The following is a 26,041-nucleotide window of genomic DNA, read 5'->3' as shown; positions in this document are numbered from 1 at the left end:
GAATCAAAACAGGGGCCACAACGGCAAGGGCGGCAACATGTCACGGCGCCAAGGGCGCCCGATAACAAGGGTGCGGCCAGAAAAGCGCAAGATTGTACCGAGTTACGCGCTGGTGGAACAGCAATCCCTGCCGTTATCGCCCCGCACAACCCGCCTTACGACTCCTGACAGCTGCGCAGCAGATCCAGCAACAGGCTGCCATCGCGCAGCGCCTTGTGCACCTGCACCGAAGTGGGCTTGGTGGGATCTTCGTAGAAGTGGGTGGATTCAATCTGCAGCCGCACCAGATATTCGGCAGGCAACTGGCTGGCCAGCGACTGGTGCAGCATGGGGAACAACAACCTATCGGCACGGGTGATCTCGCCCCCCAGCAGCAACTTGCCCGGATTGAGCAGGCAGATGAGGTTGGAGAGCACCTTGGAGAGGCGGCCCGCCGCCTGATGGAGAATATCCTGACAGAGGCTGTTGCCCGCCAGCGCCAGCTCGCACAGTTCGCGAATGGTGACACTCTCCGGCAAGTCGTGCTCCTGCATCCGCTCGCGCAGATCCCGGTATTGCGCCTCCAGCGCCTGATTGGTCACCAGGGTGCAGGCGCAGCCAAAACCGCCGCAATAGCAGCGCTGGCCGTAAGGTTCGAGCTGCAGGTGACTGAGATCACCTAGCAGCGCGCTCTCGCTCTCTATCAGTTGGCCGTTAACCACCATGCCGACCCCGATGTCGTTGTGGACGAACACCAGCACCGCATCGGCGCAATTCTTGGCCGCCCCCCACTCCCGCTCGGCCTGGATCCAGGTACGCACATCACCGCTCACCAGCACCGGCACCGCAAACGCCTCCTGCAAGGTCGGCCCCAGCGGCCAGTTGCGCAGATCGTAGAAGGGGAAGTGCTTGACCATGCCGGAGTGGCGCTCCACCTGACCGGGCAGACAGAGGGCAATACAGGCCAGACTGAGGGCCTTTTTCGGCAGGAAGCTGCGGATGGCATACACCAGGCTGCCCAGCAGATCGGCGCGCTCAGCCTCGGTAAAGAGGTGACGATGGCGCGACAGGGATCGACCGGAGAAGTCGAACAGCGCCATGTCCACATAACCGCGGCCAAGACGCATGGAAAGAAACTGGAAGCGGCGCTCGTTGATACGCAGCAGGGTCTGGCGACGGCCTCGCCCCACCGAGCTTTCACCACAGGTCACCACCAGTCCGCCATCGAGCAGTTCACGGGTGATCTTGGTGATACTGGCAGGCGAGAGGCCGGTAAGCCGGGAGAGATCGGTGCGCGACAGCTCCTTGTGCTCTTCCAGGCTGGCATAGACCAAGCCATAGTTGAGCTGGCGGATCAAGTCGATACTACCTTTCACGATCTCATTCATAGGGTATGGGGCAAAGGCTGAACAAAAGAGGCTGCCAATTTTCACACATTATTAGTCAATCCCCAAATAAAGAGCGGCCTGAACCGGGGTTCAGACCGCATCTTGTGGCTACCGTCACGACCCTTGGCAGGATCAGTAGCGGAATTGCGACACCAGTTTGCGCAATTTGTCGCCAGTATTGGCCAGATCGCGGGTGGTGCTGTTGGACTCCACCGCCGCGCTGGTCAGCTCGCTGACAATCTGCTGGATGGCCACCAGGTTCTTGTTGATCTCCTCGGAGACCGCATGCTGCTCCTCGGCGGCGGTGGCGATCTGGATGTTCATGTCGTTGATGGTGCTGACCGCCATCACCATGCTGTCGAGAGAGCTGGCGATGTGGCTCGCCTCCTGCACCGTCTCTTGGCTGCGATCCTCGCTCGCCTGCATCACATCCACCGCCTGTTTCACCCCACCTTGCAGGCGCTGGAGCATCTCGTTGATCTCTTTGGTGCTCTGCTGGGTACGACCAGCCAGTGAGCGTACTTCGTCCGCCACCACCGCAAAGCCGCGCCCCTGCTCACCGGCCCGCGCCGCTTCGATGGCTGCGTTGAGCGCCAGCAGGTTAGTCTGCTCGGCGATGCCGCGAATGACTTCAACCACCGAGCCGATCTTGGCGGTCTCCTGCGCCAACTGGGCAATTACGCCGGAGGCGGTATGCACCTCGCCCACCAGCCGGTTGATGCTGTTGATGGCGGTACCCACCACGCCGCGCGCCGCATCGGATTCACGGGCGGCATCGCTGGTAGCGCTGGCCGCGTTGGAGGCACTGGCTGCCACCTCCTGCGCGGTAGAGCTCATCTCGGTCACCGCGGTGACCACCTGATCGGTCTCGCGGCTATGGCCATGCATCTGCTGGTCGTAGTGCTCGCTCAGATGATGCAACTTGTCGACAGCGCTGAAGAGGTGGTTGCTGGTTTCACCCACCTGACTCACCACCGACTGGATCCGCTCGACAAAGCGGTTGAAGGCGCTGGCCAGCTGGCCAATTTCATCCTTGCTCTGCACCTTGAGACGCTGGGTCAAATCCCCGTCACCGTTGGCAATGTCGTTCAATGCCAGCACCGCATCCGCCAGCGGTTTGGTGACCCGATTACCCACGATCACGGTAGCCACCAGGGTGATCCCCAGAATCACCAGGATCACCACCACCCCCACCTGCAGGGAGCTGCTCATCTTGCTTTCACGCTCGGCACGCAAGGCTGCCAGCTCATTGTCGATATCATCGATATAAAAACCGGTACCTATGATCCACTGGTATTTGTCGAGCACCAGAGTAAAGGCCAGCTTGGGCGCATCACGATTGATGGAGGGCTTGGCAGTCCAGTACTCGGTGTAGCCATCCCCCTGGCGGGCTGACTTGAGGATCTCCTGGATCAGGAACTTGCCCTTGGCATCCTTGTCATTCCAGCGGTTTTTGCCCTCCAGCTCCGTTTTGATCGGCAACAGTATGGTGTTGCCTTCGAAGTCATAGACAAAGAAGTAGCCATCGTTGCCATAACGTAGTGGCCGCAACAGCTCTTTGACCTTTTGGCGATTTTCCGGTGAGTCCGGCAGCGCATAAACCGCATCGATAGCGGTTTTGGCCATCATGATGTAGCTGCTGAGCAGCGCTTTGCGCTCCTTGATGGCATTTTCCCGCGCCACCACCAGATCCGACTCCAGATCGCTTTTTGAGACCATGTAGTTACTGAGGTTGACCGCCAGGGCCATCAACAGGACGGGCACCGCCCCCAGTAACAGGATTTTCTGTTTTAGCGTCATCTTTCACATCCTTGCAGCTGTTTTTATTGGAATTCCTTGCCCACCCATCAGTATAGGTGCTGGCAGGGCGAGGCCCGCTTTCGTTACAATTCTCTTAATCAAAACGCTCCCTTACATCATCGGCGAGAAATTCAATATCATGACTCTTTGTCCCTGCGGTTCCCTCCTCTCTCTCGAACAGTGCTGTGGCTCACTGCACAGTGGCGCTGTGGCTGACACCCCAGAGCAGCTGATGCGTTCGCGCTACAGCGCCTTCGTGCTGGGATTGGGGGAGTATCTGGTACACAGCTGGCATCCTGACCAGCTCAATGGCATGACGGCAGCCGAGTTGTCACACACCGACACCCAGTGGGATGGCCTCGAGATTATCGCCAGCCAGGGTGGCCCGGCTGATGACACCGGCATGGTGGAGTTCAAGGCCTGGTTTAAAGAGGGAGAGCTACGCCACTGCCTCCACGAACGCTCCCGTTTTGTTCGTTATGCAGGACGCTGGGTCTATACCGAGGGAGAAATTGATCCCCTGCCGCTCAAAACCGGCCGCAATGACCCCTGCCCTTGTGGCAGCGGCAAGAAGTTCAAGAAGTGTTGCGGCAATCGAGGCTGACTACTTAAATGAATCTGTAACGCGGGAGCATCAGGACCATGATCCATGACACAGCAGACTCAGCAGTCACCCTTCAAATCCATTAAAGATCGCATCAAGGCCAACAAGGAGAAGGGGGTCGCCATACAGGGCCCCGATGTAATGGACTACCTCCATCCCGCCAGCAAGGTGGTGATCGAGGTGATCACCCCGACCGGACAGTTACGCTCTCTGCCTGCCGTCCTGATCGGTGCCGACAAGGCTCGCGTGGTCTACTTCAGTCTGCCCGCAACAACGGCGGCCGATGCTGCGCTCTACTGCCAACCCGGTTATCGGGTCACCGCAGCCATTATTTGTGAACGGGGTATGGGGGCGATGCTCTGCTTCGAAGGCTTGATTGAGCAGTTCAACAAGCAGCCCCAGCTCTTCACCATGCGCCAGCCCGAGACCATCACCCTGTTCAAGATCCGCAAAGAGGTGCGTTACCCCATCAGCTGTGAAGCGATTGCTCTCTTTGCCCAGCGCCCCCTCAATATTCATCTGGTGGACTTTTCACTGGCAGGCTGCGCATTCAGCACCGATCATCAGGCGCCCGCAATTCCCCTCAACCATGCCCTCGAGTTGCGGCTCAATACCCTCACCACCAACGGGGAGCCCTACCTGCTGACTGGCACGGTGCGCAACCAGCGCCAGATCAACAACTACCCCGTCTATGGCATGCAGTTCGACAGCGCGGGCCTGCAACAGAGTGGCACCTTCCTGCAGCATCTCGAATTCAATGGCCATCAGATGGTCGTTCGCACTCAGCCAGGCTCATTTACGAGCACCGTTGTGGGCTAGTACTGCCCGAGTTTCTCCTCAATAACAGGCCGATCTCGATCACAAATCTGGACATTCATGTTCCATAATGTTCGATCTCGCTCATTTTTTTGGTCTGAATCAAACATTTTGTTCCTCGTTCAGGTCACACTCGTCAGCAATGTGAGTAGCGAGACGGGCACAATGCAAAGAATAACTACACAAGTCGTCATCATAGGCGGCGGAGCAACAGGGGCCGGGATCATGCGCGACTGCGCATTGCGCGGCATCGACTGTATCCTGCTCGAACGGGATGATATCGCCGCAGGCACCACCGGGCGTAACCACGGCCTGCTGCACTCGGGCGCCCGCTATGCGGTGACGGATCAGGAGTCCGCTCGCGAGTGCATCCAGGAAAACCGCATCCTCAAGCGAATTGCCAACCACTGTGTCGAAGACACTGGCGGCCTCTTCCTCACCCTGCCGGAAGATGACATCAATTTCCAAACCACCTTTATGGATGCCTGCGCCCGTGCCGGAATTGAAACCCGTCAGCTCGATCCCGGTGAAGCCCTGCGCATGGAGCCCAACGCCAACCCGGCGATGATCGGCGCCATCCATGTGCCGGATGGCACGGTCGACCCCTTCCGTCTCGCCGCCGCCAACGTGCTGGATGCCAAAGAGCACGGCGCCCGCATCTTCACCCACAGCAAGGTGCTGGGGCTCTTGCGCTCTCAGGATCGAGTGCACGGGGTCAAGGCGATCAACACCCGCACCGGCGAAGCGTTCGAGGTGGAGTGTCAGGAGGTGATCAACGCAGCTGGCATCTGGGGCCAGCAAATTTGCGAATACGCCGATCTCGGCATTCGCATGTTCCCGGCCAAGGGCTCCCTGCTCATCATGGATTACCGTATCAACCAGCTGGTGCTCAACCGTGCTCGCAAACCGGCGGATGCGGACATTCTGGTGCCGGGCGATACCATCTCCCTCATCGGCACCACCTCCAGTCGCATCGATTACCACAAGATTGACCAGCTCACTGTCGAACCCGAAGAGGTGGAGGTGCTGCTGCGCGAAGGGATCAAGCTCGCTCCCATCATGGCCCGTACCCGTCTGCTGCGCGCCTATGCAGGCGTTCGCCCGCTGGTGGCGGTGGATGGCGACGAGAGCGGCCGCAACATCAGCCGCGGCATCGTGCTGCTCGATCACGCCGAGCGCGATGGACTCAAGGGTTTCAACACCATCACCGGTGGCAAACTGATGACCTACCGGCTGATGGCCGAATGGGCCACCGATCTGCTGGCCAAGAAGCTCGGCAACAGCAAGCCTTGCCAGACTGCCGTGCTCAGCCTGCCCGGCTCGCGGGATCCGGAGAAAGTCTCCGCCCCGGGGCTCTCGGTGCCTGCCGAAGGCTCGGCCCAATACCGCCATGGCGAGCGGGTCATCGCCTTTTTCCGCGACAACCCCAAGGCCAACGCCCTCATCTGCGAGTGCGAAATGGTCACCGCGGGTGAAATCGAATACGCCCTGCGCGAGCTGGATGTGGACAACCTCGTCGATCTGCGCCGCCGCACTCGTCTGGGCATGGGCCCCTGTCAGGGGGAGCTGTGCGCCTATCGCGCCGCCGGCCTGATGCAGGAGTACGGCAAAGCCGATGGCCGTCAGGCCTGCGTCATGCTGCGCCAGTTCCTGGAGGAGCGCTACAAGGGCACCCGCCCCGTGCTGTGGGGCGATGCCCTGCGCGAGGCCGAGTTTACCTACTGGATCTACGAAGGGCTGTTTGGTCTGGGCGAGTGGACTGCACCACAACTGGTGGCCGATCCCTCGCTCGCCCCCACCAGCGAGACCACTCACAAGGAGAGCCGTCATGAAGTTTGACAATATCGTTATCGGCGGTGGCATGGCTGGCCTCTCGGCGGCCCTGCGTCTGGTAGAAGCTGGCCAGAAGACCCTGCTGATGGCCTCTGGCCAGAGTGCGCTGCACTTCTCCTCCGGCTCGGTCGATCTGCTGGAGAGCGAGGGAGATCCCCGCGCCGCCCTGCCCGCCTTTATGGCCGCCCATCCGGATCACCCCTACAGCAAGGTGGGAATGCAAAACATCGAAGCGAGCCTGGCCGATCTGCAGCGCCACTGCGCCGAGCAGGGGCTGCCGCTGATGCGCCACGAGACCAACCATGAGCGTTTGACTCCCATCGGCACCCTCAAGCGCACCTGGCTCTCCCCCGATACCTGCGCCTGTGTCACCGATGCCCCCATTCCGGATAGCCTGTTGCTGGCCACCCTTGAGGGCTTTCGCGACTTTCATCCGGCGCTGGCGGCAGCCAATCTGGCGACCCATCCGCGTTTCGCTCACTGCCGCATTCTGACTGGCGAGATCCGCCTGCCCCAACTGGCCGAATTCAGCCGCAACCCCCACGAGTTTCGCTCCGCCGACATCGCACGCCTCTGTGACAAACACCATCTGGTGGCGGATCTCGCCAGCGAGATCAGTCGCATGGTCCACGAATGCGGCGAACCTGGCTGCCGCCATATCGTGCTGCCCGCCTGCCTGTCACTCGGGCTGGTTGGCCCGCGTCTGGCGGAGCTGGAGCAGCGCACCGGTTGCACCATCAAGGAGGTGGCCACCATGCCACCGTCACTGATCGGGATGCGGATGCAGGAGGCGCTCAAGCGCCGCTTCATGGCCCTTGGCGGCACCTTCCTCACCAGCGAGCGGGTGTTGGGCGCTCGTTACGAGGGTGATCGGGTGGTCGGCGTACACACCCAGAATGGTGATGATCAACTGTTTGAAGCGGACAACTTCGTGCTCGCCTCCGGCAGCTTCTTCAGCCGCGGGCTGGAGTCCCGTCTGCGCGGCATTCGCGAACCCATCTTCGATGCCGATGTGCTGAGTCTGGATGAGCGCGATGCCTGGGCGGGCCGCCGCCTGTTTGACCACCACCCCTTCATGGGCTTCGGGGTCAAAACCGATGACCAGCTCAGAGTGCTGCGCGGTGGTAAACCGCTCGCCAACCTCTACGGCGCTGGCAGCGTGCTGGCGCACTATGACCCCATCAAAGAGGGGTCAGGTTCCGGTGTCGCCGTTGCCACCGGCTGGCAGGCTGCCGGCCATATTCTGGGCGCTGCCCAATGATGATTTTGCCCCATATCCCGTGCCTTCACACCCTACGGGAGGAGAACTGACATGCTACTGGATCATGCCAACCAAACGTTCGATCAGTGCATCAAATGCACCGTCTGCACCGCCTACTGTCCGGTGGCCAAGGCCAATCCCGCCTACCCCGGCCCCAAGCAGGCTGGCCCGGATGGGGAGCGACTGCGGATCAAGAGCCCGGAGCTCTTTGACAGCGCCCTCAAGCACTGCACCAACTGCAAGCGCTGCGAAGTCGCCTGCCCGAGCGGGGTGCGCATTGGCGACATCATCGCCAAGGCCAAAGACAAGTACAGCGGCTTCAAACCGGGGATCCGCGAATTTGTGCTCTCTCACACCGATCTGATGGGCAGCATGTCAACCCTGATGGCCCCGGTGGTCAACTTCACCACCGGCCTCAAGCCAATGAAAATGGTGCTGGACAAGGCGCTGGGGGTATCCTCCCACCGCGACCTGCCCAAGTACTCCCAGGGCACCTTCCGCGGCTGGTACAAGAAGCAGAAAGAGACTCAGGCCCGCTTTGCGCGCCAGATAGCCTACTTCCACGGCTGCTACGTCAACTACAACCACCCGCAGCTTGGCAAGGAGCTGGTGCAGGTGCTCAACGCCATGAACATCGGCATGCAGTTGCTGGAGCGGGAGAAGTGCTGCGGCGTGCCGCTGATTGCCAACGGCTTCATGGATAAGGCCAAACAGCAGGCGGCGTTCAATATCCGGCAGATGGAAAACTCCCTGCTTGGCAACGAGATGCCGCTGCTGGCCACCTCCTCCACCTGCGGCTTTACCCTGCGCGACGAATATCCCCACCTGCTGGAGCAGGACAACCACAAGGTGCGCGATCGCATCTCGCTGGTGACCCGCTTCCTGTGGAACGAGTTCTATCAGGGCAACAAGCCGGCGATGAAGCCGCTCAATCTGCACATCGCCTACCACACCCCCTGCCACATGGAGAAGATGGGCGGCGTCATCTACACCCTCGAATTGCTGCGCGCGATTCCCGGGGTCAAGGTGACAGTGCTGGAGTCCCAGTGCTGCGGTATCGCCGGTACCTACGGCTTCAAGTCGGAAAACTACCAGACCAGCCAGACCATCGGCGAAGGACTGTTTGATCAGATCAATCGCCTCAAACCCGACCTGGTGATCACCGATTGCGAAACCTGCAAATGGCAGATCGAGATGAGCACAGCGTTCCGCTGCGAACATCCCATCCACCTGCTGGCCCAGGCACTGGCCTGAACGATGCAAGCCAGGTCAAATAAAAAGCAATCCACGCAGATATACTAAAAAACACCGCTTGTGCCAGCTTGTGGTATTCACCCCCTGAGCATCGCTTCAGGGGGTATTTTTTTGCCCAATCCACCCAACATCTGTCAGCTTAGTTACCCCAACTACCATAGGTAACGTGCAGTTTATGGCATGTTGGTGAACGCGACTTACCCATTGGCCCATAAACCATCATCATGCATCACGATACTTGTGGCGTATCGAAACATCAGCTTATACCCATCCCGTTGCATACATCTCCACCCCCATGCATGTGGTCCAGGCACCTCTTTATATATTTACCGGTGAGGATGAGAGATGAGAGATGAGAGATGAGAGATGAGAGTAAACAGATATGAAACCGTGCAGGTATTGCGCTCAATCAAACTTCTGAAAGGGCCATGGTGAGAATGCTTGCTGTAGCTATTGGCACATTAGAAAACGACTTGGTTTGGTATCGCGTCGTGAGCAAAGCACCACACCCACCACATCAATAATCCACGTGGCTATTGCCAGAGGCAGGCATATCATCGGCCAATGGAATATATCCAGATTACACTCTTGGTTAGCGCCGTCTTGCGAGACGGCCCCATGGATTGAATATCTCGCATATCGGTTCAAACAGCCCGCATATCATGCATCGTGTTTACAGCAGGCCACCATCAGCATATTTGGCCAAGATCGACTTAGGGCAAGGAAAGATATCAAATAAGAATGGTATGGCCGCATTACACAGTAACCACAGCCGGGCACTGTACAACCGACTCAAACAATCGAAGGCGGTGTTAATAGTCCTGTCACATCACACCACAGATCAATACGGGGCGGGAAAAGAACGCTCAATTCTCTTCCCACCACCTGTCACTTACTCTTTTGTCTTCTCCTGCTCAGACGCAGCACCTGGCGATTTGAGCGTCCGGTGGTAACCGTCGAGCATACCTTTCAGTAACGCCCACAGTGTATCGCCGGTACTGCACAAATAGAGGTGGACTGCGATGAACATGATCATCACCAGAGCGATACCATAGTGCAGATATGCGACTACTGTTTTACCCGGCAGCATTAAAATATGTTCCGGCGTCAAGTCCGGATACATCATCAGCAAACCCGTGACAATCAGCAGCGGTAACAGCGTAAACATCACACCCACATATCCCATTTGCTGCAAAATATTGAACTTGGCGGCCGGTGAAGCATGTTCAGGGTGTGGCTCTCCACGGAAAATACCATACAGATAGAAACGGGTCTGGCAGAAGATCCGGCCCACAATTCCCTCCATACGCACCCGATAATGATGACCGTTCCCGCACAGGGCGACCACTACAAATCCGAGCCAGACTGCGCACAATGACAAGCCTGCCGTATTGTGCACATTTACCCACAGCAAGAGGTGATCACTTCCCCAGTGCAATGTAAATCCGCTGACTAACAGTACGACGAAACAAAGTGCATTCAGCCAGTGCCAGCATCGGACAGGCAGGGTATAGAGATAATGTTTCTCCATTACCGCCTTCGGATCAGGCGCACGACGGGTGATATAGCGACCCAGACCATGACAAAGCAGCAGCCCCACAAAACCGGCCAGCAGATAGCCATAAATGTCATCAAAACGTCCGCTACCGTTATTACCAATCATGTAACTATTGGTAAACCAGCCGCCTTCCATTTGTCTCACAAGAGGCTGGGGTGCAAGAACCTCGGCCATGAGGTCATCCAGTACCGGATCATCCCCTCCCTTGCCAGCCAGGGTCTGGCGCGGCATCCCTTCAGCGGAACTCAACTGGTCACGCCGTTTCGTCAGCGGTGCCCCCGAGCCATGGCACTGTTTACAGCCAATGGCTTGTGAAGCAGGCATAATCCGGTGCAACGAACCGTCATTGATATCAGCGTGACAATCAATACAACGCAGACTCTTGAGATGAAGCGCGGTGTAAGGCAGAGAGCTGTGCAACAGGGGTTTTAAATTGAATCCTTTCTCTTTCACCAGCGGTGACTCAACCCCATCGACCGAGTGGCATCGGGTACACAGTAGGTTACTTTTTTGCACCTGAGCACTATGAACGCGCCCCGTGTTGTCACCCGTACTCATAGCATGTGCATCGTGGCAAAACGTACAGGTAAACGTCTCTTTGGCAAACGCCTCTTGATGCACACTTTGCTGTATTGCGTGTACCGAATCATGCATCACGATCGCATGACAGTTTTCGCATGTACTCTCGGCTTGAGGCACCATCTCGTGAGGAAGCGCTTTGAAGCCCTCACTACCCGGTTTGCTTTGGTGACAGGCAATACAAGGCACATTGCCATGGACACTGCTGTGGTAGGCATCCGCAGCCATATAAAGACCATTGGGCGCCTTTTTTGACCATGACGCATCAATGCCACTGTCTGCGTGGCAGGTCAGACACTCCTGATTGAGCGTTTCAACCTTGGAACTCAATTGCTCCGATGCAGAGAAAGAGGGAAGCGAAACCAGCATCAGCACCAGACAGAACAGCCCTCCTCTAAACCATTCGCGCGTTAAGTGCGTCATTTAAAACCTCGAGTGAATGCATATTTTGATATTTGAAAAATGACAACTGTTGCAATAAATTTGTGCAGGCCGATGTCCATGATGGCAGCAAGTGCAGAACACATATGCCTCGTATGTGCAGGAATCATGCGGGATATGCTACCGCTAGTCAGTTCGCGATTTTAGCTAAAAAAAACTATACAGACCTTGATGTATACCGCAAATTTCAGCACGTTGCTTTGATATATCAACCGCTATCACTCTATAGATAATAACAACGTCTATCGGTTATTTTTCATCCAATTCACTAATAAACAGTTATCTGCTGGCAAATGTATCAGGATGAGTACATACAACAGCCACAGTTAGCCCCATCTCTCACCAAGAGGCCTGGGCCATGTACATTTCCCGGACCCATTTCAACGACAATCAAATAGCAACTAGAATCACCAAACAATATTTCACATAAATTGCCACATCTGTCACAAAATACCAATATCAAATCCGCCCCATGCCGCTGGCGATAAAGGTATCAGAATATGTTGTTCGCGCCCTTGTTTTGATTCATCGAGTGTCATCAGACATATCGGTATATATTGTATTGCATCCACAACCGTTCAAATGATATTCGAATCCTGCCCACCACTTCATGGGCTCTATCATCACGACCAAAATACCACCATCAACTAATAACTCATTCAATGTCACAAAGGTGAACTATGATCCCCATTCGCTGCAAAGCTGTCTCCGGCGTCGCCCTCTCCACTGTCGATGGCGAGACCAGAATGTTGTTGATGAAACGGGTCAAGGGGGGCTTCTGGTGTCATGTGGCGGGCACGGTGGAGGCGGGTGAAACCGGCTGGCAGACCATTATTCGGGAGTTTGGCGAAGAGACAGGTATCCGGGTCACCGAGCTCTACAACGGCCAGTATCTGGAGCAGTTCTACGAGGCGAGCCTGAACACGATAGAGATGGTACCGGTCTTTGTGGTCTATTGCCCGCCCAATCAGGCGGTGATCCTCAACGATGAGCACACAGACTATCGCTGGTGTTCCTTAGCCGAGGCCAAGGCACTGGTGAGTTTCCCCGGCCAGAAGGCGCTCTACGACCATATCTGGCACCACTTTGTCGACAACGCCCCCTCTCCCCTGATGCGGGTCGATATCCGCTGACCTCACACGGCTTCCCCCTGTAAATGCAACACGCCCCCGGATGGGGGCGTGTTGTATCTAAAGCCAGTGGAGCTCTTTCATTAGACCACGCCGATGGCCTACGGCCGCTCGCCAGCGGCCAGACGACGGTTGATATCGGCGATAACCGGGGCGATGTCGGCAAGGGTATCAATCACATAGTGCGCCCCCGCCGCCCGCAGTTTGGCCTCGGCCGGTGCGCGCCGGGCGGCGATCTCCGCCTCGCTCATGGCGGCAAACTCTTCCCAGGTAGCGCCAAACTCGTTGCCGGAAACCGACAATCCCACCGTCCACATGCCCGCGTTCAACCCTTCGCTGATACCCGGCACGGCGTCATCCACCTTGATGCAGCGATGCACCGCGCTCACGCCCAGCTCAATCACATTTGCCAGCGCCATCCAGGGGCCGGGGCGACCACCCGCCTTGAGATCGTCGGTGGCGACCCAATGATCCGGCCGATAGCCGTGATCGGCCGCAACAGGTACCAACGCCTCCATCACCGGACGGGGGTAACCGGAGCAGGAGCCGATTTTCATCCCCTGCACCCGCAGCGCGTCCAGCACCGGCAGCACGCCGGGGATGGGGGTGGCAAAGCGGGTCACGGCGGCAATCTGCAGCGGCATAAAGGTGTGATAGAGGTGGTCCACCTCAGCATGGCTCATGGGGTGGCCAAAGCGGGCCTGCCAGCGCGCATCCACCGAGGGCAGACGGCCCAGCGCGGCGATATGATCCCACTTACCCAACCCCATGGGCTGCCGTGCCTCATCCAGGGTCACCGGAAAGTCATAGGCGCGGGCGAAGGCCTCGACGAAGATAGAGGTGGGGGCGAAGGAGCCGAAATCGACGACGGTACCGGCCCAGTCGAGGATCAGCGCCTCTACGTCGGTGGTCGGGTCTACAGCAATCTGCAAGTCAGTCATGGTGATGTTCCTGTTTCGGTGAAAGTGCGATCTCGCCAAGGGCGCGATCGAGAATGGTGATGGCCCGCACCAGATCGGCGCGAGCGATATTGAGCGGTGGCGAGAGCTGGATGACGTTGCCCTGGGAGACCTTGAAGCTGAGCCCAAGTTTCAGACAGCGATAGAGCAGCCGCTCGGCAGCCTGGCTATTGCGGGTGCGACTCTGGTGATCGACCACCAGATCGAGCGCCCAGAGCAAACCTATGCCACGCACCTGGCCGATCAGCGAGTGACGCTCGGCAAGCGCCGCGAGCTCGCGCGCCATAAAGCGGCCATCCTCCTGCGCTTTTGCCAACAATCCCGCTTCGCGGATTGTCTCTATAGTGGCTAGAGCCGCCGCGCAGCCGATGGGGCTCTTCTCGTGGGTGTAGTGACCGAGCGAGATGGCTGCGGCCTGATTGAAACGGTCGCGGGTGATGAGCGCCGCAAACGGCACCACCCCGCCCCCCAACCCCTTGCCAAGGCAGATGATGTCCGGCTCGATGCCGAACTCTTCAAAGCTGAACCAGTGGCCGGTGCGACCCAGGGCGTTGGGGATCTCGTCGACAATCAGCAACACCTTGTGGCGATCGCAGATCTCCCTTACCCGCTGCCAGTAGGCCTTCGAGGGCACCTGCACATCGGTGTTGCGGATGGGCTCGGCGATAAAGGCGCCGATCCCTCCCTCCTTCTCGATGACGTACTCCAGATAATCGGCGTAATGCAGGTCATCCCCCTCCCCGCGATACCAGACGCCGCGATAACGGGTGGGCGGCGGGATGCGCTCCACTCCGGCCATCAAGGGGCCCATACCGGCGCGAAAACAGGCCTCGCCACCGACCGAGATGGCATCGAGGGAGGCGCCGTGAAAGGCATCCCACAGGGACACCACCTTGCTGTTGCCAGTAATAAAGCGAGCGAGTTTCAGGGCAACCCCCACCACCTCGCTGCCGCCCGGTGCGAACAGCACCCGGTTGAGATCGCCGGGGGCCAGCTCGGCCAGAGTGCGGGCGCAGTCAATGGCAACCTGATTGGTGTAGCGGCGGGGCGCGAACGGCAGATCGGCGAGTTGCTGCTGCACCGCGGCCACCACCCTGGGGTGACCGTGGCCCAGCTGATGGACGCTGTTGCCGTGAAAATCGAGATACCGTTTGCCCGATACGCTGGTCAGCCAGCTCCCCTGCGCGCGCTCAAGCAGATCGAGACAGGGGGTGGAGAGGGCCTGATGGAGAAAGTAGCGGCTATCCTCCGCCAATCCGGCCTGTACATCTTCGCTCTGGCCCGCCCACCAGCGCGCCCGCCCCTCGCCGAAGTTGATATCCCCTTCGCTGTCGGCGCGACCACTGCCGTGCAGCTTATGGTCGTGCTGATCGCAACCGTGAGGCGCCATGCTGGTCATCACGCGTTCCCTTGCCAGTAGCAGGCGCTGGCCATGGCGGCGAGCAGATCGCGTACCCGCTCTGGCGTCACGTCACCGATATTGCCGATACGGAAGCAGTCGGCCTGGGAGACCTTGCCCGGATAGATGACAAAGCCCTGTGCCTTGAGCCGCTGGTAGAAGTCGGCGAAGCGGTAATCAGGATGGGTCGGAGAGTAGAAGGCGGTGATGATGGGAGACTGCCATTGTTCTGGCAGCAGCGGTGCAAAGCCGAGGGCAGCCATCCCCGCCACCAGCGTGCGCTGATTGTCGCGGTAACGCCGATGGCGGGCGGCAATGCCCCCCTCTTCGTCCAGCTCGCGCAGGGCCTGGGCAAAGGCGAGCACGGTATGGGTGGGCGAGGTAAAGCGCCACTTGCCCCCCTGCTGCTCCATGGTCTGCCACTGGGCGTGCAGGTCGAGGGAGACCGAGCGGGCACGACCGGCGCAGGCCGCCAGCGCGGCACGGCGAGCGATGACGAAGCCAAAGCCCGGCACCCCCTGAATGCACTTGTTGGCGGAGCTGATGAGAAATTCGATGCCAAGGCGGCCCATGTCGATGGGGATGCCGCCAAAGCTGCTCATGGCATCGACGATCAGGCGAATGCCGCAGCGCTGGCAGAGCGCAGCCACCTCCTCAAGGGGGTTGAGCATGCCGGTGGTAGTCTCGCAGTGCACCATCGCCAGATGGGTGATCTCGGGGTGGCGCGCCAGCATCGCCTCGATGGCGGCGGGTTCCGGGCGGGTGGTCTCGCCGCAGTCCAGCTCATGGTGACGCAGGCCAAGGCAGCGGGCCATCTCCCCCATGCGGGCACCGTAGGCGCCGTTGTTGATGATCAGCAGACACTCATCGACACCTATCGCCGAGCCCAGCACGCTCTCCACCACATAGCTGCCGCTCCCCTGCAGCAGTACGGCGCTGTAGTCGCTCTCATATTCAGGGCCAGTGGCCAGCCGCACCAGCTCGCGGCGGATGGGCTCCACCACGCCCTGGTTGTAGTCCGCATCCCAGGTGCAGCTGTCTTGCAGCATGGCGGCACGCACCGTGGCGGTGGTCGAGAGGGGGCCCGGGGTCAGCAGCAGGTAATCGACGGCGGCGGGGGCCGCAGGAATATGGGTCATGACTTCGCTCCTTTTGGTATATACCAGAATGAGCGCATTGTGGGTAACTGCCCCGCCAAGGTCAAAGGGGTGGCGCTACGTGCAACAAAAAATTCATTTTCAGTGCCGGGATCGCGATAATCTAGGAAGCCTGAACAACAGGGGCGATTCTGGTATCTACCAACACATGTTGATGTTGCCGTTTAACGATCGGACAGATGACCTGCCGCGTGCCCAACAAATTGCCCAACTTATTGTAAAAACAGGGATTTTCATGAGCAAACCGCAATACCTGCAGATCAAGGATGCCCTCGCCAACCAGATCCTGGCGGGGGGCCTGGCCCCCAACGACAAGCTCCCCTCCGAGCGCCTGCTAGGGGAGCTCTACGCCACCACAAGAGTCACCATCCGCGAGGCACTGGTGCAGCTGGAGGCGAACGGCCTTATCTATCGGGAGGATCGCCGCGGCTGGTTTGTCACCCCGCCGCGCTTTCGCTTGAACCCCAGACGCACCTCCAACTTTCACCAGATAGTACGTGAGCAAGGAGGCGAGCCGCGTACCGAGCTGCTGGAAAAAAGCCGCCAGGCGGTGCCCCCCTCGCTGATGGCACGGCTGCAGCTCAAGCCGTTCGACAGCCTGTTTCTGCTCAAGCGGCTGCGCTACGCCAACGGACGCGCCATCTGCTACTGCGAGAACCACTGCCTGCCAGAGCGGGTCCCAGGCCTGCTAGAGCTGGATCTCAACGGCAGCCTGACCGAGATCTATCAGGCCCATTACGATCTCCACTACGCCCGTATGCAGGTGCGCTTCTTCCCCACCGCCCTGCCGGACGAGGTGGCCAAGGCGCTGGGGGCCACCGCCGGCCTACCCGCCCTGCGCCTCGAGCGACTCAACTTCGATCAGCACGGCCGGGTGCTCGACTTCGATCTGGAGTACTGGCGCCACGACAGTCTGGAGATCGAGGTGGATACCCAGGATTAGTCACGGACAAATCAGGAACAGGAAAACGTCACGGGGCTGTCACGGTCACGTCATAAAGATCCCCTAGCCTCTCTCTCGACCAATCTGGTTTATACCAAGCCAATTTATATGGAGAAGAGGATGAAACAGGGAACCCATCTGCTGGCCGCCGCCGTGCTGACTGCCATGACCACCCCGGCACTGGCTGCGACCGATCTCACCGTCTATACCGCCTTCGAACCGGAGCAGCTCAGCGAGCTGAAGACCGCGTTCGAGCGCCAGCATCCGGATATCAACATCAAGTGGGTGCGTGACTCCACCGGCGTGGTCACCGCCCGCTTGCTGGCGGAAAAAGCCCAGCCCAAGGCGGATGTGGTGTGGGGGCTGGCGGCCACCAGCCTGATGCAGCTCGATCAGCAGCAGATGCTCAATGCCTATGCACCGAAAGGGCTGGACAAGCTCGACAGCCGCTTTCGCGACAGCAAGGCCGAGCCGCACTGGATCGGTCTGGACGCCTTCTTCAGCGCCATCTGCTTCAACAAGGTAGAGGCGGAGAAACAGGGGATCCCGGCGCCCACCAGCTGGGCCGACCTCACCAAACCCATCTACAAGGGCAAGGTGATCATGCCCAACCCCAGCTCCTCCGGCACCGGTTACCTGAGCGTCGCTGGCTGGCTGCAAACCATGGGTGAGAAGCAGGGCTGGCAATTTATGAACGGCCTGCACCAGAACATCGAACGTTACACCCACTCGGGCTCCGCCCCCTGCAAGCTGGCCGCCAGCGGCGAGACGGTGATCGGTATCTCCTTCGACTTCCCGGCCACCAGCCTCAAGGCCAAGGGGGCTCCCATCGAGGTGGTGTTCCCGAAAGAGGGTTCGGGCTGGGATATGGAAGCTGCCGCCATCATCAAGGGCACCCCCAAGCTGGAGGCCGCCAAACAGCTGCTCGACTTTGCCGCCACCGAGCAGGCCAACGCCCTCTACAACAAATCGTTCGCCGTGGTCGCCATTCCCGATGTGGCCCAACCGAGAGCGGGCTATCCGGCGGATATCAAAGGCCAGATGATCGACAACGACTTTAGCTGGGCGGCCCGCGAGCGTAACGCCATCCTGGCCCAGTGGAGCGCCAGCTTCGACGGCAAGACCGAAGCCAAACAGTAAGCGTGAAGAGCGGCGGTTTGTTCACGCCAGACACACCGCTGCCAATAAACTGCCAGTCGAAGGCCAACAGCTGTTGGCCTTCGCTTTTTGGTTTTAACTTCCCGAGTTTGTATTGCCTTCAATTAGCGACGCTTCGCCCATCCACACAGGGCCCAGCCACGTGCTGATGGCCCGATGTCATTTGACTGTCATCAAGCTGTCATCCCCCGATCACCTGACCGTCACACTTTGCCCGCAAACTGGTATATACCAAATCAGTAGCGAGTCGAACCATGACCCAGCCCTATCTGGACATTCAACATCTCAACAAGCAGTTCGGTGCTTTTCAGGCCCTCAAGGGGATCTCTCTGACCATTGAGCCGGGGGAGTTTATCTGCTTTCTCGGCCCCTCCGGCTGCGGCAAAACCACCCTGCTCAGAGCCATCGCCGGGCTGGATCTGCCGGACAGCGGCGAGATCTGGCAAGGGGGGCGCAATATCTCCCAGCTACCGCCCCAACAGCGCGACTTTGGCATCGTGTTTCAGTCCTATGCCCTCTTCCCCAACCTGACGGTTGCCCAGAACATCGCCTTCGGCCTTGAGAATCAGGGGCTGGCGCGGGATCTCATCAAGGAGCGGGTCGATCACTGGCTGGGGTTGGTGGATCTCACTGCCCAGTCCCACAAATACCCGAGCCAGATCTCCGGCGGCCAACAGCAGCGGGTGGCGCTGGCCCGGGCCTTGGCCCTCTCCCCCGGCCTGCTGCTGTTGGACGAACCGCTCAGCGCGCTGGATGCGCTGGTGCGCACCCACCTTCGCAGCGAGATCCGCGCCCTGCAGCAGCGTCTTGGCATCACCACCATCATGGTGACCCACGATCAGGAAGAGGCGCTGACCATGGCCGATCGCATCGTGGTGATGGAGGGTGGCCGCATCGTACAAGTGGGCACCCAGCAGGAGATCTACCACCAGCCTGCCAGCCGTTTCGTGGCAAGCTTTGTCGGCACCATGAACTTCCTCGACACCCTGGTGCTGAGCCCCACTCAGGTGCGCCTCAACGAACAACCGCTGCAACTCGCCAACCGGGCGGCGGCCGGCAGCAAATTGCAGGTGGCGATCCGCCCCGAAGCGATCACCCTGAGTGCGCCGAGCGAGCTGTCTCTTGGGCAGCACGGCATCGACGCGCAGATAGATCAGGTGGAGTTTCTCGGCGCCGCCCAGCGCCTGATCTGCACCGCCGACACCTATCTGGGCCCGCAACAGATCCTGGTGGAGCGCCCGACCCACGAGCTGCCCCGCCACGAACAGGGGGGCTGGCGCAGCGGCATGCGCTGCTCGCTGCACTGGCCCGCCGGGGCGATGCAGCTGTTTGAAGGAGAGCGCCCATGACTGGCCCCCTCGTGACCTCCTCCCTGTTGCCTCCAGCGACAGCCCGGCAAGACGGCCGCTGGCAGCGGCTTTGTCGCGGCTGGAGCCGGGATCAGCTGCTGCAACTGATCCTGCTCCTGCTCGGCATCGCCCTGCTGGTGGGGGGCCTCTTGCTGCCGCTGCTCACCATGCTGCAAAAGAGCCTGCAAGATGAGAACGGCCTCTGGGTAGGGTTTGCCAACTTCAGCGCCTACTTCGACTCCCCGCATCTGGGGCGCACCATCGGCAACACCCTCTGGCTCGGGGTGCTGATCACCGCGCTGGTGGTAACCATCGCCTTTGGTTACGCCTATGCCCTCACCCGCACCTGCATGCCGGGCAAGGGGTTGTTTCGCCTCATCGGCCTTATTCCGCTCCTGATGCCCTCCCTGCTGCCCGCCATCAGTCTGGTCTACTGGTTTGGCAATCAGGGGATCGCCAAGGGGCTGCTCGGCGGGGAGAGCATCTACGGCCCCATCGGCATCGTCATTGGCCTTGGCTTCTGGTGCTTTCCCCACGCCCTGATGATCCTTATCACGGCGCTCGGTCAGAGCGACGCCCGCCTCTATGAAGCCTCCCGGGTGCTCGGCAGCAGCGGCTGGCGCACCTTTGTCACCGTCACCCTGCCTACCGCCCGCTATGGCCTGCTCAGCGCCGCCATCGCGGTCTTCACCCTCACCATCTGCGACTTCGGGGTAGCCAAGGTGATTGGCGGCCAGTACAGCGTGCTGGCCACCGACATCTACCGGCAGGTGATCGGGATGCAGAACTTCTCGCTGGGCGCCGTTGCCAGCGTCACCCTGCTGCTGCCGGCACTGTTGAGCTTTGCCCTGGAGCACAGAGTGCGCAGCAAGATGCAGGAGCAGAGCAGCACCAAGGCGGTGCCCTATCAGCCCAAGCCACACAAGGTGCGGGATCTGCTGGCGCTCGGCTGGTGTACCCTCTGGGCCCTGCTGTTTCTGGCGCTGGTCGGGATGGCGGTTTACGGCTCGCTGGTGCAGTTCTGGCCCTACAACCTCGGGCTAACGCTGGATCACTACGCCTTTGACAGCAACAGCGTCTATGGCTGGCAGCCCTTTACCAACACCTTGCAGCTGGGCCTCTATAGCGCGCTTATCGGCACCGTGCTGGTGATGGTGCTGGCCTGGGCGCAGGAGAAGGGGCGCCACTTTGCGCCGCTGCGCCAGCTGCTGCATCTGCTCGCCATGCTGTCGCTGGCGGTGCCCGGAATGGTGCTGGGGCTGGGTTACATCTTCTTTTTCAACGGCAATCCGCTCTTTGGCGGTCTCTACGGCACCCTACCACTGATGGTGCTCTCCTGCGTCATCCACTACTACACCGTGGGCCATATGACGGCGCTAACCAGCCTCAAGCAACTGCCCAAGGAGCTGGAGCTGGTGGCCATCTCATTGCGCATTCCGCTCTGGAAGGCGTTCTGGCGGGTCACCCTGCCCGCCACCCTGCCCGCAGTGCTGGAGATCTTCATCTATCTGTTCGTCAACGCCATGACCACCACCTCGGCCGTGATCTTCCTCTATTCGAGCGACAGCGTGCTCGCCTCCATCGCCGTGCTCAATATGGAGGATTCCGGCGATACCGCCGCAGCTGCCGCCATGGCCACCCTGATCCTGCTGGCCGCTGCCACCATCAAGCTGCTCCAGCTCTTTTTGAGCCGCGCCCTGCTGGATCGCACCCAGCGCTGGCGCCACCAATAACCTTATCGAGGAGTCATCATGTCCACTCTCCCCTTCTGGCTGGCCGAAGCGCTCGCCGCTGAACAGCCCGCGCCCCCCACGCCACTTCACGGCCACCACGAGGCCGATATCTGCATCGTCGGTGGCGGCTTTACCGGGCTGTGGAGCGCCATCGCCCTTAAACAGGCCGAGCCAGCCTTACGCATCATGGTGCTGGAGAAAGATCGCTGTGGCAGCGGCGCCTCGGGGCGCAACGGCGGCTGCCTGCTCACCTGGTCGGCCAAGTATTTGACCTTAAAGCGCCTCTTTGGCGAAGAGCAGGCCGCCTGGCTGGTGCAAAGATCCGAGCAGGCGGTGCACGAGATCGCCCGCTTCTGCGCAGCTCACAACATAGAGGCACAGCTGAGGATCGAGGGCACCTGCTACACCGCCACCAGCGAAGCCCAGCGCGGCCTGATGGAACCGGTATTGCGGGAACTCAAGCGCGCCGACCTTAACCAGTGGCAGGCGATTGAAGAGGGTGAACTGGCGAGCCAGAGCGGTTCCCACGTTCATCTGGAGGGGCTCTACAGCCCCCACGCGGGCTCGGTGCAACCGGCACTGCTGGTGCGCGGTCTGCTGCGGGTGGCGCGGGAGCTGGGGGTCGAGGTCTATGAACACTCCCCCATGCAGCGCCTTGAGGCGGGCCAGCCTGCACGGGTGCAAACGCCGCAAGGCGAGGTGCGTGCCCGCAAGGTGGTGCTGGCCCTCAACAGCGCCATGGTGCAGCACTTTCGCGAATTTCGCCGCAGTATCGTGCTGGTCTCCTCCGATATGGTGATAACCGACCCTGCGCCGGATGAGCTGGCCGCCCAGCAGCTTGCGCACGGCCGCTCCGTGGTGGATGGCCGCACCTTTGTCCATTACTACCGCTCCACCCCGCAAGGGCGACTGATGCTGGGCAAGGGGGGCAACACCTTCGCCTTTGCCAACAGCCATCTGGCCGAGTTCGATGCGTCGAGCCGTTATCTTGCCCCTCTCACCCGCACCCTGCGCCGCTTCTTTCCGGCGCTCAAGGAGGTGCCCATCGCTGCCAGCTGGTGCGGCGCCTCCGACCGCTCGGTGGATGGCCTCCCCTTCTTCGGCCATTGGCGAGGGCAGCCCAACGTTGTCTATGGCCTCGGCTACTCCGGCAACGGAGTGGCCCAGAGCTGGATGGGCGGCCAGATCCTGGCGGCCCTGGTGCGCGATGAAGTGCGGGAGGAGGACAAGCCGTGGCGCGACTGCGCGCTGGTCAGCGGCCCGCGCGGCTATTTTCCGCCCGAGCCGTTTCGCTGGCTGGGCGCCATGGCGGTGCGCAACGCCATCCGGCGCAAGGAGCGGGCGGAAGATGAGAACCGTCCGGTGGCATGGTATGACAAACAGCTGGCCAAACTTGCCGATGCCGCTGGCAAGGCAGACAAGTAATTGCGGTAATGCCAATTCCGCACGGTTCAGCCCCGTCTGACTGCAACAAGCAAAGCGCCGACCCAAGGGTTGGCGCTTTGCTATTGGCGCCATAGACCATCAGCGCGGCAAAAACCTGTGATCAGCCCCGCGCTGCATCACCCGGATCGGAGGGCATCGGAGGGCATAGACAAGACGCGGCACACACGGTGCCCAACCTGCCATCAGCAGTATTGTTTCATCAATGAAACACCATCAAGAAACATCATCTCACTTGCGCAACAATCAGGCTGACAAGGCGCCGCCTTGCAGGGATATCGCGCCAGAGAGAACCACGCCGAAGAGCCACGCCGATCAGGGCAAACATCGCCAGCCCGCTACACTTGCACGCGGTTTATCGCCGCCACTTGTCGGCCGCCGGGACTTCCGTACCCATCAACAGTGCTGGCCTTGCCTGCCACACCCGCTCGGGGTCGGGCTCGGCAATGGCGGCGGCAATCAGCTGCTCGCTCCAGTGGCGGTGCAGCAGCCACATCTGCTGGCCGAGATCCCCATCGCTCCGGGTGCACTGCTTGGTGACATCGGCGGTGCGATAGAAGTAGCGCACCAGCGTCGTGAGTTCGGGCTCCGGCCAGCGGCAGCCAAAGTCACGCAGCAGGGATGACCAGAAATCAATCTGACCCCGCTCGTGCTGCTGCTCCAGCGCATGCAGTTCGGGAATGAGATCCATCGCATGCCAGAGGGCGCCATAGCCGACAAAGCGGCGCTCCAGCGCCTCCAGTGCCTCGTCGAGCAGCACCAGCGCCTGTGGCCAGCTGGTCGCCTGCAGCCGGATCACCTGCTGCGCCTCGCAGACCGCCGCCAGCCACCCCATGGCGAGGCGGCCGATAATCGCCTCCTTGTTGGGATAGAGGTGGTAGAGCGACTTGATCCCCACCCCCGCCCGATCGGCGATGGCGTTGGTATTGAGAGCAGTAAAACCCTGCTCCTGCAACAGGCTCAGGGTCGCCTCTTCGATGCGGCTGGCCACCGCCTGACTGCGCTGCTGTTTGGGTTGGCGGCGCATGGCAAACACTTGGGGTAACGGCCCCTCGGTCACTGACTCCTCTGACATCACTCCTCCCTGTTGTTGGCCCATCGGCAGGCGCTCTGGCTGTAGATCTTGGTACTTCAGCAAAGCGGGCACTGCGCCCCGCTCGCCACCGATTGATGTGATATGGTAAACAAAACGTTAAATATTTGCAGCAATTGCTGGCATTTTTTGACCGGGCAGCCATAAAGAGATCGCGCAATGTGCAGTAAACACTGCACTCAACCCGACCCTCAAGGAGATCACTGCATGGATTGCAAGGCACCACACCCCGCCCGTTCCCGCACTTTTTTGCTGCTCGCCCCGCTGCTGGCCGCCACGCTGGCGGGTTGCCAGCAGGGGCAGCCGCCCACCGCTGCACGCACTCTTTATCTCAACGGCAAGATCCACACTCAGGATGGTCAGCGCCAGGTGGCAGAGGCCATGGTGGTGAGCGGCGGCCAGTTCCTCTATGTGGGCAACCGGCAGGGGGCCGAGGCGCTCAGCACCCCCGACACCCAGGTGGTCGACTTGCAGGGCAAGATGGTGCTGCCGGGGCTGCACGACAACCATATCCACCTGCTGGGCACGGTGGCGCTCGATATGTGCGATCTCGACGGCAAGCCGGTCGATCTCGGCGAGCTGGCGGCCAAGGTGAAGAGCTGCCTGCCCCGCTACGCCCCCAAGGCTGGCGACTGGCTGGTGATCAACCAGTGGTCCCCCTACGAGGGCAATACCCCCACCGCCGCCTATAAAACCGTGCTGGCGGCCCTCGATGCCGCCGCCCCCGACAATCCGGTGGTGCTGGCCGGGGTCGATGGCCACGCCAGCGCCTACAACTCGCGGGCACTGGCGCAGGCGACCGATAAAAGCGGCAAACAGGTGGGCTTCACCGCCGCAACCCTGGCGCCGGGCGGCCTCTTTGCCCCCTTCAAACCCTATGTGGATCTCGATAGCGGCGTCATTCGCGAGGGGGCCCGCAGCGCTATTCCCTCCCCCGACAGCGGTCTGCTCAGCGCCCACGACGAGCAGGCGGCGAACCAGTATCGCCAGATCCTGCCCGCCATCTCGACCCTGATGGCCTCGCGCGGCATCACCAGCATTCAGGATGCCTGCGCCACCGACTTTATCCGCGATCGCCTGCGGGAGATGGAAGATAAGGGGCTGCTCAATATGCGGGTCACCGCCGCCACCTGTTTTCACGAGGATGACTACAGCGGCAAGCTCGACATCGGCGGCCATCTGGCCAAGGCCAACCGGGTGCGCGACCAGTTTGCCAGCGATCCCCTGATCAAGGCCGATGCGGTCAAGATCTTCCTCGACGGGGTACTGGAAGGGGATCCCTTCAGCACGCCCCCCTTCCTGCCCAACGCCGGTATGCTGAGCAACTACCAGACCCCCCACCTCGCCGCGGATCAGGCGAGCGAGCAGGTCACCATCACCGCCAACAGCGAGGATGCTGGCAGCAAGGGGCTGGTCAACTACCGCGCCGCCGATCTGAACCGCTACGTGGGGGCGCTCGACAAGGCGGGATTTAGCATCCATATGCACAGCATCGGCGATCGCACTACCCGCATGGCCCTCGATGCGCTGGAGGCGGCCCGCGCCAGCAACGGCGATCACGGCATCCCCCACACCCTCGCCCATCTGCAGGTGGTGCATCCGGACGATCAGCCGCGGCTCGGCCAGCTTGGCCTCTACCTCACCTTCACCTACGCCTGGACCAACCCCCAGCCCGAATATGACATGCTGGTCACCCCCTTTATCCAGCCGACCCGCAAGGGGCAATCCCTGCACGAGGCGATGTACGATCCCAAGGGGTATCTCAAGCAGGCGCTCTATCCGGTGGCCAGCTCGCGCAAGGCGGGGGCCATTCTGGTGGCCGGCAGCGATGCGCCGGTCGACAGCCGCGATCCGCGCCCCTTCGCCAATATGGCCGCCGGGGTCAACCATGCTCCCCAAAGCGGCGATGACTTTCGGGCGAGCCAGCGCATCACCCTCGACCAGATGCTGGATGCCTACACCATCAACGGCGCCCGCGCGGTGCGCCAGCAGGCTATCAGCGGCTCCATCGAAGCGGGCAAATCGGCCGACTTTATCGTGCTCGATCGGGATCTCTACCAGCTGGTCGCCGCCGGCAAACCGGAGCAGATCGCCGAGACCAACGTCACCCGCACCGTCTTTCGCGGGCAGACGGTCTTTAGCCAATAGGCTCAGCGGAATGGCG

At 60.5% G+C, this 26,041-nt stretch carries 19 protein-coding genes; 12 read left to right on the top strand and 7 right to left on the bottom strand.

Annotated features, from left to right (window positions below; translation table 11 throughout):
• Window positions 1-155: 155 nt before the first annotated feature.
• On the bottom strand, window positions 156-1,367 hold the full coding sequence (locus tag ACE1BR_RS03580) for an ROK family protein (RefSeq protein WP_374867694.1): 1,212 nt from the start codon (window positions 1,365-1,367) through the stop codon (window positions 156-158).
• A gap of 132 nt (window positions 1,368-1,499) precedes the next feature.
• Window positions 1,500-3,167: a methyl-accepting chemotaxis protein gene (locus ACE1BR_RS03575; RefSeq protein WP_374867692.1), complete on the bottom strand. Its 1,668-nt coding sequence runs from the start codon at window positions 3,165-3,167 to the stop codon at window positions 1,500-1,502.
• A gap of 139 nt (window positions 3,168-3,306) precedes the next feature.
• Between ACE1BR_RS03575 and ACE1BR_RS03570 the strand changes: the two genes are divergently transcribed.
• The 5 genes from ACE1BR_RS03570 to glpC all read left to right on the top strand — a co-directional run bounded on the left by ACE1BR_RS03570 (window position 3,307) and on the right by glpC (window position 8,935).
• Window positions 3,307-3,771 (top strand): YchJ family protein, encoded by a 465-nt coding sequence (locus tag ACE1BR_RS03570; RefSeq protein WP_374867690.1) that lies wholly within the window; start codon window positions 3,307-3,309, stop codon window positions 3,769-3,771.
• A gap of 45 nt (window positions 3,772-3,816) precedes the next feature.
• Window positions 3,817-4,590 carry a PilZ domain-containing protein gene (locus ACE1BR_RS03565; protein WP_374867688.1) on the top strand — a complete coding sequence of 258 codons (774 nt, stop codon included), beginning with the start codon at window positions 3,817-3,819 and terminating at the stop codon, window positions 4,588-4,590.
• A gap of 162 nt (window positions 4,591-4,752) precedes the next feature.
• A complete protein-coding gene (glpA, locus tag ACE1BR_RS03560) occupies window positions 4,753-6,426 on the top strand; it encodes an anaerobic glycerol-3-phosphate dehydrogenase subunit A (RefSeq protein ID WP_374867686.1) in 1,674 nt (557 codons plus the stop codon).
• Window positions 6,416-7,681 (top strand): glycerol-3-phosphate dehydrogenase subunit GlpB, encoded by a 1,266-nt coding sequence (gene glpB / locus ACE1BR_RS03555; RefSeq protein WP_374867685.1) that lies wholly within the window; start codon window positions 6,416-6,418, stop codon window positions 7,679-7,681. Before glpA ends, glpB begins: the two co-directional genes overlap by 11 nt.
• Before the next feature lie 51 nt (window positions 7,682-7,732).
• Complete coding sequence (gene glpC, locus ACE1BR_RS03550; RefSeq protein ID WP_374867683.1) at window positions 7,733-8,935, top strand: anaerobic glycerol-3-phosphate dehydrogenase subunit GlpC; 1,203 nt, start codon at window positions 7,733-7,735, stop codon at window positions 8,933-8,935.
• A gap of 892 nt (window positions 8,936-9,827) precedes the next feature.
• On the opposite strand, the gene phsC is transcribed toward glpC, so the two are convergent.
• Window positions 9,828-11,495, bottom strand: a complete 1,668-nt coding sequence (gene phsC / locus ACE1BR_RS03545; protein WP_374867681.1) for a thiosulfate reductase cytochrome B subunit — start codon at window positions 11,493-11,495, stop codon at window positions 9,828-9,830.
• A gap of 698 nt (window positions 11,496-12,193) precedes the next feature.
• Between phsC and ACE1BR_RS03540 the strand changes: the two genes are divergently transcribed.
• A complete protein-coding gene (locus tag ACE1BR_RS03540; RefSeq protein ID WP_374867679.1) occupies window positions 12,194-12,646 on the top strand; it encodes an NUDIX pyrophosphatase in 453 nt (150 codons plus the stop codon).
• A 98-nt stretch (window positions 12,647-12,744) separates the two neighbouring features.
• On the opposite strand, the gene phnX is transcribed toward ACE1BR_RS03540, so the two are convergent.
• Genes phnX through phnW form a run of 3 tightly spaced genes read right to left on the bottom strand, consistent with a single transcriptional unit; the run spans window position 12,745 to window position 16,140 of the window.
• Complete coding sequence (phnX, locus tag ACE1BR_RS03535; protein ID WP_374867677.1) at window positions 12,745-13,584, bottom strand: phosphonoacetaldehyde hydrolase; 840 nt, start codon at window positions 13,582-13,584, stop codon at window positions 12,745-12,747.
• Complete coding sequence (locus ACE1BR_RS03530; RefSeq protein WP_374867675.1) at window positions 13,577-15,001, bottom strand: aspartate aminotransferase family protein; 1,425 nt, start codon at window positions 14,999-15,001, stop codon at window positions 13,577-13,579. Before ACE1BR_RS03530 ends, phnX begins: the two co-directional genes overlap by 8 nt.
• Window positions 15,001-16,140: a 2-aminoethylphosphonate--pyruvate transaminase gene (gene phnW / locus ACE1BR_RS03525; RefSeq protein WP_374867673.1), complete on the bottom strand. Its 1,140-nt coding sequence runs from the start codon at window positions 16,138-16,140 to the stop codon at window positions 15,001-15,003. The genes ACE1BR_RS03530 and phnW overlap by 1 nt, the downstream gene beginning before the upstream one ends.
• Before the next feature lie 253 nt (window positions 16,141-16,393).
• Between phnW and phnR the strand changes: the two genes are divergently transcribed.
• The 5 genes from phnR to ACE1BR_RS03500 all read left to right on the top strand — a co-directional run bounded on the left by phnR (window position 16,394) and on the right by ACE1BR_RS03500 (window position 22,766).
• Window positions 16,394-17,101 carry a phosphonate utilization transcriptional regulator PhnR gene (gene phnR / locus ACE1BR_RS03520; RefSeq protein ID WP_374867671.1) on the top strand — a complete coding sequence of 236 codons (708 nt, stop codon included), beginning with the start codon at window positions 16,394-16,396 and terminating at the stop codon, window positions 17,099-17,101.
• 120 nt (window positions 17,102-17,221) lie between these two features.
• On the top strand, window positions 17,222-18,241 hold the full coding sequence (locus ACE1BR_RS03515) for a putative 2-aminoethylphosphonate ABC transporter substrate-binding protein (RefSeq protein WP_374867669.1): 1,020 nt from the start codon (window positions 17,222-17,224) through the stop codon (window positions 18,239-18,241).
• Window positions 18,242-18,513: 272 nt separating this feature from the next.
• Window positions 18,514-19,608: a putative 2-aminoethylphosphonate ABC transporter ATP-binding protein gene (locus ACE1BR_RS03510; protein ID WP_374867667.1), complete on the top strand. Its 1,095-nt coding sequence runs from the start codon at window positions 18,514-18,516 to the stop codon at window positions 19,606-19,608.
• A complete protein-coding gene (locus tag ACE1BR_RS03505; protein ID WP_374867665.1) occupies window positions 19,605-21,341 on the top strand; it encodes a putative 2-aminoethylphosphonate ABC transporter permease subunit in 1,737 nt (578 codons plus the stop codon). Before ACE1BR_RS03510 ends, ACE1BR_RS03505 begins: the two co-directional genes overlap by 4 nt.
• 18 nt (window positions 21,342-21,359) lie before the next feature.
• On the top strand, window positions 21,360-22,766 hold the full coding sequence (locus ACE1BR_RS03500) for an FAD-dependent oxidoreductase (protein ID WP_374867663.1): 1,407 nt from the start codon (window positions 21,360-21,362) through the stop codon (window positions 22,764-22,766).
• A gap of 373 nt (window positions 22,767-23,139) precedes the next feature.
• Here ACE1BR_RS03500 and ACE1BR_RS03495 read toward each other — a convergent pair whose 3' ends face one another.
• Window positions 23,140-23,859, bottom strand: coding sequence for a TetR/AcrR family transcriptional regulator (locus ACE1BR_RS03495; protein ID WP_374867661.1), 720 nt, complete (start codon window positions 23,857-23,859; stop codon window positions 23,140-23,142).
• A gap of 225 nt (window positions 23,860-24,084) precedes the next feature.
• On the opposite strand from ACE1BR_RS03495, the gene ACE1BR_RS03490 reads away from it, so the two are divergent.
• Window positions 24,085-26,025: an amidohydrolase gene (locus ACE1BR_RS03490; RefSeq protein ID WP_374867659.1), complete on the top strand. Its 1,941-nt coding sequence runs from the start codon at window positions 24,085-24,087 to the stop codon at window positions 26,023-26,025.
• Window positions 26,026-26,041: the final 16 nt, after the last annotated feature.

Origin of the sequence: Aeromonas sp. MdU4, from assembly GCF_041929505.1 — a bacterium.
Lineage (GTDB): Bacteria > Pseudomonadota > Gammaproteobacteria > Enterobacterales > Aeromonadaceae > Aeromonas.
The sequence above is the reverse complement of the archived record's forward strand: the minus strand, read 5'-3'. Positions and strand labels throughout refer to the sequence as shown.

Excerpts from the sequence above, each read along its gene's own strand:
- ACE1BR_RS03580 (WP_374867694.1), bottom strand. The coding sequence starts at position 1,367 with ATGAATGAGATCGTGAAAGGTAGTATCGACTTGATCCGCCAGCTCAAC.
- ACE1BR_RS03490 (WP_374867659.1), top strand. The coding sequence starts at position 24,085 with ATGGATTGCAAGGCACCACACCCCGCCCGTTCCCGCACTTTTTTGCTG.
- phsC (WP_374867681.1), bottom strand. The coding sequence starts at position 11,495 with ATGACGCACTTAACGCGCGAATGGTTTAGAGGAGGGCTGTTCTGTCTG.
- ACE1BR_RS03515 (WP_374867669.1), top strand. The coding sequence starts at position 17,222 with ATGAAACAGGGAACCCATCTGCTGGCCGCCGCCGTGCTGACTGCCATG.
- ACE1BR_RS03565 (WP_374867688.1), top strand. The coding sequence starts at position 3,817 with ATGACACAGCAGACTCAGCAGTCACCCTTCAAATCCATTAAAGATCGC.
- ACE1BR_RS03505 (WP_374867665.1), top strand. The coding sequence starts at position 19,605 with ATGACTGGCCCCCTCGTGACCTCCTCCCTGTTGCCTCCAGCGACAGCC.
- ACE1BR_RS03495 (WP_374867661.1), bottom strand. The coding sequence starts at position 23,859 with ATGTCAGAGGAGTCAGTGACCGAGGGGCCGTTACCCCAAGTGTTTGCC.
- glpA (WP_374867686.1), top strand. The coding sequence starts at position 4,753 with ATGCAAAGAATAACTACACAAGTCGTCATCATAGGCGGCGGAGCAACA.
- ACE1BR_RS03530 (WP_374867675.1), bottom strand. The coding sequence starts at position 15,001 with ATGACCAGCATGGCGCCTCACGGTTGCGATCAGCACGACCATAAGCTG.
- phnW (WP_374867673.1), bottom strand. The coding sequence starts at position 16,140 with ATGACCCATATTCCTGCGGCCCCCGCCGCCGTCGATTACCTGCTGCTG.
- glpC (WP_374867683.1), top strand. The coding sequence starts at position 7,733 with ATGCTACTGGATCATGCCAACCAAACGTTCGATCAGTGCATCAAATGC.
- ACE1BR_RS03540 (WP_374867679.1), top strand. The coding sequence starts at position 12,194 with ATGATCCCCATTCGCTGCAAAGCTGTCTCCGGCGTCGCCCTCTCCACT.
- ACE1BR_RS03570 (WP_374867690.1), top strand. The coding sequence starts at position 3,307 with ATGACTCTTTGTCCCTGCGGTTCCCTCCTCTCTCTCGAACAGTGCTGT.
- ACE1BR_RS03575 (WP_374867692.1), bottom strand. The coding sequence starts at position 3,167 with ATGACGCTAAAACAGAAAATCCTGTTACTGGGGGCGGTGCCCGTCCTG.
- phnR (WP_374867671.1), top strand. The coding sequence starts at position 16,394 with ATGAGCAAACCGCAATACCTGCAGATCAAGGATGCCCTCGCCAACCAG.
- ACE1BR_RS03510 (WP_374867667.1), top strand. The coding sequence starts at position 18,514 with ATGACCCAGCCCTATCTGGACATTCAACATCTCAACAAGCAGTTCGGT.
- phnX (WP_374867677.1), bottom strand. The coding sequence starts at position 13,584 with ATGACTGACTTGCAGATTGCTGTAGACCCGACCACCGACGTAGAGGCG.
- ACE1BR_RS03500 (WP_374867663.1), top strand. The coding sequence starts at position 21,360 with ATGTCCACTCTCCCCTTCTGGCTGGCCGAAGCGCTCGCCGCTGAACAG.
- glpB (WP_374867685.1), top strand. The coding sequence starts at position 6,416 with ATGAAGTTTGACAATATCGTTATCGGCGGTGGCATGGCTGGCCTCTCG.